This window comes from Xenorhabdus yunnanensis (genome assembly GCF_028598805.1).
Classification (GTDB): Bacteria; Pseudomonadota; Gammaproteobacteria; order Enterobacterales; family Enterobacteriaceae; genus Xenorhabdus; species Xenorhabdus yunnanensis.
Map to the genome: position 1 here is coordinate 1 of NZ_JAQRFI010000081.1, position 7977 is coordinate 7977.

Below are 7977 nucleotides of genomic sequence, written 5' to 3' on the forward strand. Positions count from 1 at the left end.
TAACGGAAAGGTGTTTTTCTTGGTATAACCCTTGGCCTCCACCCGCATAGCGGGGGGTTTTATGTTTAAGAAGCTGACGCTACTTAAACTGGCTAAAGCCATAATAAAAAACGGGAGTGATAACTCCCGTTGATTCAAACATTATTAGAAAATATTATTTCGTTTTTTATCTTAAAAGCCGCCATTTCCTAACAAAAAACAATAAGAAAAAATAATGTTTTTTGGTTCAGCACTATATCGTAATATTAACATAGGCAGTGGACTGTTCTCTCCACTGGGATATGTTCTTCCCAAATTCGTGCTACGATTTAGATCTCACCTATACAATGGAGCATTGTTTATGCGTATAAGTAACATCATGAAGACCATTGCCATTCCGACTCTAATAACTCTATTGTTATCAACTCCGGCTGGTGCAAGAGAGGGGAAATTGATTAACTTGCCTGATAAACGATTTGCCGTCCTGTCAACTGGTGATCTGGAAAGCGCATCAATTGGCAGCTATTCTATCGCTATTTTTAAGGATAAAGATCTTACGGACTTTGTAACTGGAGCTGTCTTTAAACGTGATGGTTCAGTGCTTAAAGATAATGGAAATCCGAGGATTACATTTGCTGACATTAATGGCGATGGTTCCAAAGAACTAATTGTTTCCAAACTCACTGCTGGTTCAGGGAATTACCTTGAAGTTGATGCTCTTAAAATTACTGAAAAAAATATCAAACTTCTCACACGCATCCATATAAACGGAAATAATGATCCCATAAAGTCACTCCGTACGATATGTAAAAGAGAGGCGTGTGTAGAGCAAAAACATTGAATAAGCGCCTCTTCAATCAAAATCACTATGCACTGAGATTCAACGCAAACGTTGAATTATGTACTATTGTTAATGTTGTCATTTCAGTTACAGTTGCCACCACTATTATGGTATAGCCAATAATGGTATAGCCGATCAAGAGGAAATTATGAAACGTCTTTTATTGCCGATTTTCCTTTTCCCGCTCTTCTCATATGCTGCACATGCTAATGTAGATAAAACTGCAGAAACTTATTGTAGTTTGTTTGGGAAAGCCTCTGTAGAAGCATTTAAAACCCATGATTCTCCTGATGCGATAGCCCAAAAGGCCTTAAAGGAATTAAGTAGCAAAGGATTTGATCTTAAAGAAATCAATAGTAATAAAGATGAATTTATTGCATCTATCAAACAAACAGTCTCAGAAATCAGAAAAAATAAACAAGTCTTCCCAAGTCCTCGTCATTTTGACGAATCACTGGTTAAATCTATCGAAGCATGCAAAGCACAAACAAAGCATGTTTTATCCGAGAGAACAAAATAAGATCCAGTAGAGCGACTAACTTACGTTGTCGCTCTACTGCGTTAATCCTGCCAATTCAAATTACAATTACTGGCAGTGTTTAATTACTGTCATGCTATGATTTAACACTTATTGAGCAAATATTAACCTTGTGGCGTAAATTTCATCCCAATAAAAGTACGCACTGCATTTCCTCTTTCAACCTGATGGTGAAATAAACGTCGTTCGGCTTTTAGCTGTGCTAGCTGCATGTTTTGCAACTGCCGAAGCCTATGCCCCAACAATAAATGGGCGAGACGACGATTAGCATGCTGGCTACGTTCAGACTGTACTTTAACGCTAATTCCGCTAGCAATATGTATTGCTCTAACCGCTGACTCTGTTTTATTGACATGTTGACCACCTGGCCCAGAAGCTTTTGACGTTTCAAACCTAATGCCGCTTTCCATCATTTCTTGCATAGGATCAAATTGCGTCACACCAATAAACCAGTTTTTGCGGCCTAACCCTTTTCGCCACGGGCTTTCGCAAACCCATTTGATAGTGCCGTTCCAACGTTTAAACAGTTGCTGCTCTTTTTCTCCCTGAATGACAACTAATACAGAACGTAATGTACCGGCACGCTGTCCCTGTTCTTCTTCCAAAATATCCACAATAACATTTAATTCTGTGGCTTCTTGGATCAATCGTTCTAACGCTTTTTTGACAGCGAGCGAGCATTCATCAGGCCCCTGAGCCGAGGAAATTTGCAACAAGATCATTCGTTGCCTCCCCGTGTTTTATATGTCAGAACAGGTTTTAACCGCGCTATCAGTTTCACCAAGCCAGCCTGTAGCATAGCGTCCATTACACCGCTGATAGGTTTGTACGCTTCTGGTGCTTCTTGGAAAATCAATTGCTTATCTAAGCAAATGACACGACTACCTAATGCTGTACGAGAAAGTTGGACAGCGTTGTAGCGCCCGCTCAAACGCTCCTTACATTCCCCACGCATCCATTTCCGCCCCGCACCGTGAGCAAGGGAAAACAAACTGCTTTCGCTGCTCAAAGGCTGAACCAGATAGCTATAATCTCCACGGGATCCCGGAATAATCACCGGCCCTTGATCAGCGGGGGTTGCTCCCTTACGATGCAACCATCCAATGGTATCGTCGATAGTGCATTGGGTAAGCAAATTATGTGAAACATCAAGTAGACGTTCTCCATTCACTCGCCAACGTTTTAACATTCTTTCTGCAATCAACTGACGGTTAAAACAAGCATAATCCAACGCTTGTTGGTGCTGCTGAAGGTAATTCAGTGCCTGTGGACTAGATGCCATCAATCCACAGTGCCCATGTTCACGAACATGTTGTTCAAGGATCATTTGTCCCATGCCACGTGAGCCACTGTGCACTAATAGCAAAAGTTGCTGTTTACTCAACTGCCAAGTTTCAAGAATATCCGGTTGATAAATTTCATCTAATTGCTGCAATTCAGCAAAATGATTTCCACCACCAATCGTTCCCGGTGAATAACAAAAATGTTCAGGTATATCGTCTGGTAGATCTTCTGTGCCTAAAGGAGTATCAATGGAACCGAGCCGTTTTTCCAGCTTATCCAATGACCATTTTTTGCTCAACGTCAGATCTGTTCGCCACAATGCCATACCACAACCAATATCATTACCGATAAGAGCCGGATAGAAACGTGACTGTGAGAAAAATGCAGCACCGACAGGGTATCCTCTGCCAGGATGAAGATCCGGCAGACCAACGACACGAACCATGTCAGGAAGCTGTGCTGTTATTTCTAATTGCTGGATAGCCTTACCTTCCAGCCAAGTATTTTCTGCTACGATAAGCTGTACGCTTGGCACAGCTGAATGCAAAGTATTGCCCATAGATTAACCTTAATGATCAATAAAAAATAAAGGTATGGTCAGGCCTTCCTAGCCAAGCAATACTGAAAATTCTAATTTAGTAATTAGCTATGGGCTGGCCTGAAAAGAGTCATTGTTATTGTCATCATCGTGAATTCCTCCTTTTCAGTAGTTAATGTGGGTTTAGTGAGTAGTTGCATTTTGCAGGCGCTGCATCATACTTCAAGCTCTATAGGTATTGCCAGTATTTTTTTAAATTAAACTATCCTAAGATGTTTTAATTACATTTAATTTTAATTTCATTAAGAAATAAATTATTACATTTTCTATAACTGATAACTTCATTTTTATCAACAAAAAACCGAACTTATATGTTTATCCCCTTCATCATTCAAGTTACTGCTTTACGGGATACCTAGAAACTTAAAATCTATTCAGTAGATCGAATAAAATCAACTTCATAGCATTAAGATTAAAGAGAAGAGTGGCATTAAGCCTTTAGCGGTAATGCTATTCCGAATATTAAAAACAATAAAAGTACTAAAAAAGTATTTATTAACTTATAAGAATGATATTGAGATGGTGATTTTTTCTTATTATCCTGATTAGACTCTACTTTATTTAATGAAAACTTATTATCCTCAATTTTAGCAAGTATCGTTTTCGCACGTTCTATATCAGACTGATGGACAAGAAGTTTTACACCACCAAATGCCTGAGAATACATATAGTTATTCCACACAATATCTTCATCTATCACAACTGCATAAATATCTTCTGATAACATTCTGCCCAAGACAATATGGGCATCTATAGGCGATAAAAAATTTGCCAATAACTGCATATTTCCTCTTTGAAGATGACTGTTCCACATAAGCACACCATGATCAGATGATTTATTAACCAGTATAATCTACTATTGCACACTTACTCCAGCTTTCTTCAATCGATTGGAGATAAGGCGCACTGGAACATGAATACGCCTTCGCTCAGTAACTAAATTTTGCCCATTTCCTTTAATTTTTTGAACATTTCTACATCTCTTCTGGTTTGTTCTACCATTCTGCTGGACTCACGAGCCCAGGCGCCAGGATCGCCAAAATTAGAGCCTCTTGTTCTTGCTGACATTTCAAGTGCATGACATTTTTCCATATCAATGGCACCTTTTCTGGATGTTATTTCATCTAAGAGTCTGAGGGTAGTATTGCCATTATCTGAGTTTTCACCCAGAGCCGAACATAATTCATTACCGCTGAGTGATGTTAAGTTATCTGTTGGTATTTTATTGAATACACAACCAGACATAGCAAGTATAGATAATAATAGTAATTTTTTTAGCATTTAATTCTGAATCCATAAGAGCGGGGGCAGCAGTATATATACATAAGCAAATTAGGTAAATACAACATGAGGTACTCACCGTATATGTGCTGTTAATGTCATCTGGAGGTTAATCTAATTTGTGTAAAAATTTGACGTAATAATAACAATTAATCAGAGGAAAACTGACAAATACCATGATGATTGTGGTAAAGATTGGATAAAAATCACTGTTTGAAATGCTCAAAATTTGACAGGTTTTGATAACTCTTTGGTAACCATTTCGCCAATGAAAATAAAACAACGGGAACTATTAAGCCCCCGTTATCTATTCAGTTAAGCAATCAATTACATATGAGAGATAATTGCGTCACCGAACTCGCTATATTTCAGCAGCTTAGCGTCATCCATCAGGCGCTCAAAGTCGTAAGTGACAGTCTTGGCTGCAATTGCGCCTTCCATTCCCTTAATGATTAGATCGGCGGCTTCAAACCATCCCATGTGGCGCAACAACAGGCTAAAGTTTATAATCTAACCAATTGTATAATTTGACTATTTTTAAACTTTAATGTCGGTATACTGTATATAAAATCACTTAAATAACTTATTGATTTACATACTTTTGATAAATGTTTTGCAGAACATAAAAAAGGCTATTTAAACCTCCCAAAACCACCCATCCACACTCCCCAGCTCACCGACCACATCAATAGAATATCCGGCGCAAAAGGGTGAGGGAAAGCGGGAAGCAAACTGCTGGCGTTGTGATAAACAGTTTGCTGATTATATTGGTGGGATATCTGGAATAGAGATCACACCAAGTTAGGCTGCGCAAGTAAAATCAGGTGCTATACTTTCTGCAAATCATTTTGGGGATGATATGAATAAGTACGACTATTGGTTGCAATCAACCTATAGCGCGATAGTTAATATAGTAAACTTCTAATTACAACCAAACTATCTTTTCAGAATATAAAACAATGGATATTTTTGTAATAAACCTAGCAAAAGATACAGAAAGAAGAAAATCTATCAAAAAGCAAGCCGAAACTTTCGGGTTACGAGTTCGATTTATAGAAGCCGTCAATGGTAAGGAACTATCTGACTCAGAAATAAATCAACTTTGTAGAGACTTTCATGATAATGGGCTGACACACGGAGTACTTGGCTGCTCTCTCAGTCACTTAAAGGTATATGAAAAAATAATAAATGATAATTTAGACACGGCCTTGATATTAGAAGATGACGCAAAGTTAAACAAGGAAATTTCAAATGTTTATATTTCAATTTGCAATTATAACTTGAAAAACAAAAACACCCCACTAATCTATTTACTAAGTATTACCAATGAGTATATAGATAGTTTCAAAAAAAAATTATCCCCTAAATATTATTTAGTTGATGTAATTGATGCCGATTATGGTTACGGATACATCATTAATAATACTGCCGCTAAAAATTTAGTGAAATTCTTAAAGCCTATATGGATAGAAGCAGACAAATGGCGATTCATACAAGAGCGTGGTATTGTTAAAATCAAAGCTGTTATACCTCCTATTATCAGCGTCACTGATTTATCAAATAAATCCACTTTAGAAGGCGATAGATCAGCAGCACTGAAAAAGAGAATTTCTTTTTTTGATGATCAGTATAGAAATAGAACCTTTAAAATAAGGATAAAAGCTCTCTTATGGAAGGTATTTATTCGAAGTTGGATTAAAAGGGTAAAACCATAACAGAGGAAAATACATGAAACTGTTGCATCTAATTAATTTACAAGGCTTTGGCGGTGCTGAACGTATTTTTATTGAATATTTAAAAAATAGTTCTTTTGATAATGAAATTTTATGCACAAGCAATGTAATCAATAAACACATAGCATCTGAACTTTCTCATTTCAAAATTAACTATGCTAATTATATTGGTTCAACATCCATTAAATATCCTACATTCCTACGAAAACTCATATTAAATAAAAAAATCAAAAATAGAAAAGCAGATATAACTATTGTATGGGATTTTGTTCCAAGATTAATCAGAAAACCTAAGGGCACTACTTTTATATATTATGATCACGGGTGCTCTTGGCGTTATCCTTTAAACAGTCGAACAAATAATTTCATGAATATGTTAGATGGAGCAATTTCTATATCAAACGCATCTAAAAGAGTTATGGAATTGCGCTTTTCTCCTAGTTTTGAAATTAAAAAGGTTTTAAATAGGCTTCCAATTTCTACTGTATCGCATACTAAAAAAATAAAAAATGATAAAACAATAATATTAGGTACTGCGTCTCGGTTAACGGATATAAAAGGGATAGGAATTGCAATATTAACCACCATTGAAATGTTAAAAAAAGGAATCGATACAAAGCTTATTATTGCAGGTGATGGTGAGCAAAAAAAAGCCCTAAAGAATTTAGCAACAAATTTAAAACTTGATAAAAACATTGATTTTATTGGATATCAATCAAATATGGATGACTTTTATTCTGATATAGATATTTATATTAGTACAGCTATTACGGAACCATTTGGATTATCTTGTATAGAGGCGCTATCACACGGAATTCCCGTCGTATATCCGCTGATAGATGGGCAACCTGAAGCAATTAAAAATGATTTTTGTGGCATTGGAATAAAACCTACATACCTCATTGATGAATACTATAAGGAAACAGGGCTTAATGTTGACTTCCCTTATGAGGTTTATGATCCTATATATGATCGCATGACTACTCCAAAGCTACTAAATCCTACTGAGCTTGCTTTTGCTATAATAAAAGTTATAGCAACCTACGATAGTTTAAGTAAAAATGCATTAGAGTGGTCAAAGCAAACGATGGATTATAATCTATTTATAAAAGAGTTTGAAAATTCAATAAAAACTATATCTAGATAATCTCATCTACTTAATGCCAGTAAATATTTACTGGCATTTTAATTTTAAGAAATTCGAAGGAGGTCGCTAAAAAACAATAATAAAAATGGCCTGTATAGCCTATATAAACAGGCCATCATTAAAATATCTATTCTCCTTATCTAATCCCAAATATCTATACGATATAGTCGAGTATCTTTTCTCGTATAAATAACTTTGACAGTTCTACCGCCATTAATTAGCGTTAGATCAATCGAACCTTGATAACCAAAATGCACGCCTACTTCATAATTATCTGTGGGTATAATAGTCTGAGCTGGTGCTATTCTATTAGATTCCGTACACCATACCCACATGATCTTCCCCCTACAATCCACACCCAGATTTGCTGTTTCTCCATCATTCAAGCTAACATTAAATAAAACCGTTTTTGGCTGTCTATTTTGAAATGACAGATATCTGCTATCAGATTCCCCTCTGGTATAACATTCCCCCCTCACCGCATAATTTCCCGCAGGCTGATAATTTCCGGCAGGTTGGTAGTTCCCGCGCGATTGGTATCGGCCGTCAGATTCCCCTTTCGTGTAACTTTCCCCG

General features: G+C 36.7%; 8 protein-coding genes and 1 pseudogene. 4 read left to right on the top strand and 5 right to left on the bottom strand.

The window, feature by feature from the left end; all coding sequences use genetic code 11:
* Positions 1–340: 340 nt before the first annotated feature.
* Together PSI23_RS19475 and PSI23_RS19480 are read left to right on the top strand one after the other, a co-directional pair.
* The gene (locus tag PSI23_RS19475) at positions 341–820 is read left to right on the top strand and encodes a PliI family lysozyme inhibitor of I-type lysozyme (RefSeq protein ID WP_273556631.1); all 480 of its coding nucleotides are present in this window, start codon (positions 341–343) and stop codon (positions 818–820) included.
* Positions 821–968: 148 nt separating this feature from the next.
* The gene (locus PSI23_RS19480; protein ID WP_273556632.1) at positions 969–1340 is read left to right on the top strand and encodes a hypothetical protein; all 372 of its coding nucleotides are present in this window, start codon (positions 969–971) and stop codon (positions 1338–1340) included.
* A gap of 122 nt (positions 1341–1462) precedes the next feature.
* Here the strand turns inward: PSI23_RS19480 and prfH are convergent, their stop codons facing one another.
* The 5 genes and pseudogenes from prfH to PSI23_RS19505 form a co-directional block, all read right to left on the bottom strand.
* Entirely contained in the window at positions 1463–2080 is a 618-nt protein-coding gene (gene prfH / locus PSI23_RS19485) for a peptide chain release factor H (RefSeq protein ID WP_273556633.1), read from the bottom strand.
* On the bottom strand, positions 2077–3201 hold the full coding sequence (locus PSI23_RS19490; RefSeq protein WP_273556634.1) for an RNA ligase RtcB family protein: 1125 nt from the start codon (positions 3199–3201) through the stop codon (positions 2077–2079). The genes prfH and PSI23_RS19490 overlap by 4 nt, the downstream gene beginning before the upstream one ends.
* 469 nt (positions 3202–3670) lie before the next feature.
* Positions 3671–4024, bottom strand: a complete 354-nt coding sequence (locus tag PSI23_RS19495) for a putative signal transducing protein (RefSeq protein ID WP_273556635.1) — start codon at positions 4022–4024, stop codon at positions 3671–3673.
* A 152-nt stretch (positions 4025–4176) separates the two neighbouring features.
* A complete protein-coding gene (locus PSI23_RS19500; RefSeq protein WP_273556636.1) occupies positions 4177–4521 on the bottom strand; it encodes a hypothetical protein in 345 nt (114 codons plus the stop codon).
* 327 nt (positions 4522–4848) lie between these two features.
* Positions 4849–5013, bottom strand: a pseudogene (locus tag PSI23_RS19505) (NADP-dependent isocitrate dehydrogenase); the annotation flags it as partial.
* Positions 5014–5480: 467 nt separating this feature from the next.
* On the opposite strand from PSI23_RS19505, the gene PSI23_RS19510 reads away from it, so the two are divergent.
* Positions 5481–6236: a glycosyltransferase family 25 protein gene (locus tag PSI23_RS19510; protein ID WP_273556637.1), complete on the top strand. Its 756-nt coding sequence runs from the start codon at positions 5481–5483 to the stop codon at positions 6234–6236.
* Between the two features lie 13 nt (positions 6237–6249).
* Positions 6250–7401 carry a glycosyltransferase gene (locus PSI23_RS19515; RefSeq protein ID WP_273556638.1) on the top strand — a complete coding sequence of 384 codons (1152 nt, stop codon included), beginning with the start codon at positions 6250–6252 and terminating at the stop codon, positions 7399–7401.
* Positions 7402–7977 lie beyond the last annotated feature (576 nt).

Bases quoted from the DNA above. Each gene is read 5' to 3' on its own strand.
- PSI23_RS19475 (WP_273556631.1), top strand. From the start codon at position 341: ATGCGTATAAGTAACATCATGAAGACCATTGCCATTCCGACTCTAATA.
- PSI23_RS19480 (WP_273556632.1), top strand. From the start codon at position 969: ATGAAACGTCTTTTATTGCCGATTTTCCTTTTCCCGCTCTTCTCATAT.
- prfH (WP_273556633.1), bottom strand. From the start codon at position 2,080: ATGATCTTGTTGCAAATTTCCTCGGCTCAGGGGCCTGATGAATGCTCG.
- PSI23_RS19490 (WP_273556634.1), bottom strand. From the start codon at position 3,201: ATGGGCAATACTTTGCATTCAGCTGTGCCAAGCGTACAGCTTATCGTA.
- PSI23_RS19495 (WP_273556635.1), bottom strand. From the start codon at position 4,024: ATGCAGTTATTGGCAAATTTTTTATCGCCTATAGATGCCCATATTGTC.
- PSI23_RS19500 (WP_273556636.1), bottom strand. From the start codon at position 4,521: ATGCTAAAAAAATTACTATTATTATCTATACTTGCTATGTCTGGTTGT.
- PSI23_RS19510 (WP_273556637.1), top strand. From the start codon at position 5,481: ATGGATATTTTTGTAATAAACCTAGCAAAAGATACAGAAAGAAGAAAA.
- PSI23_RS19515 (WP_273556638.1), top strand. From the start codon at position 6,250: ATGAAACTGTTGCATCTAATTAATTTACAAGGCTTTGGCGGTGCTGAA.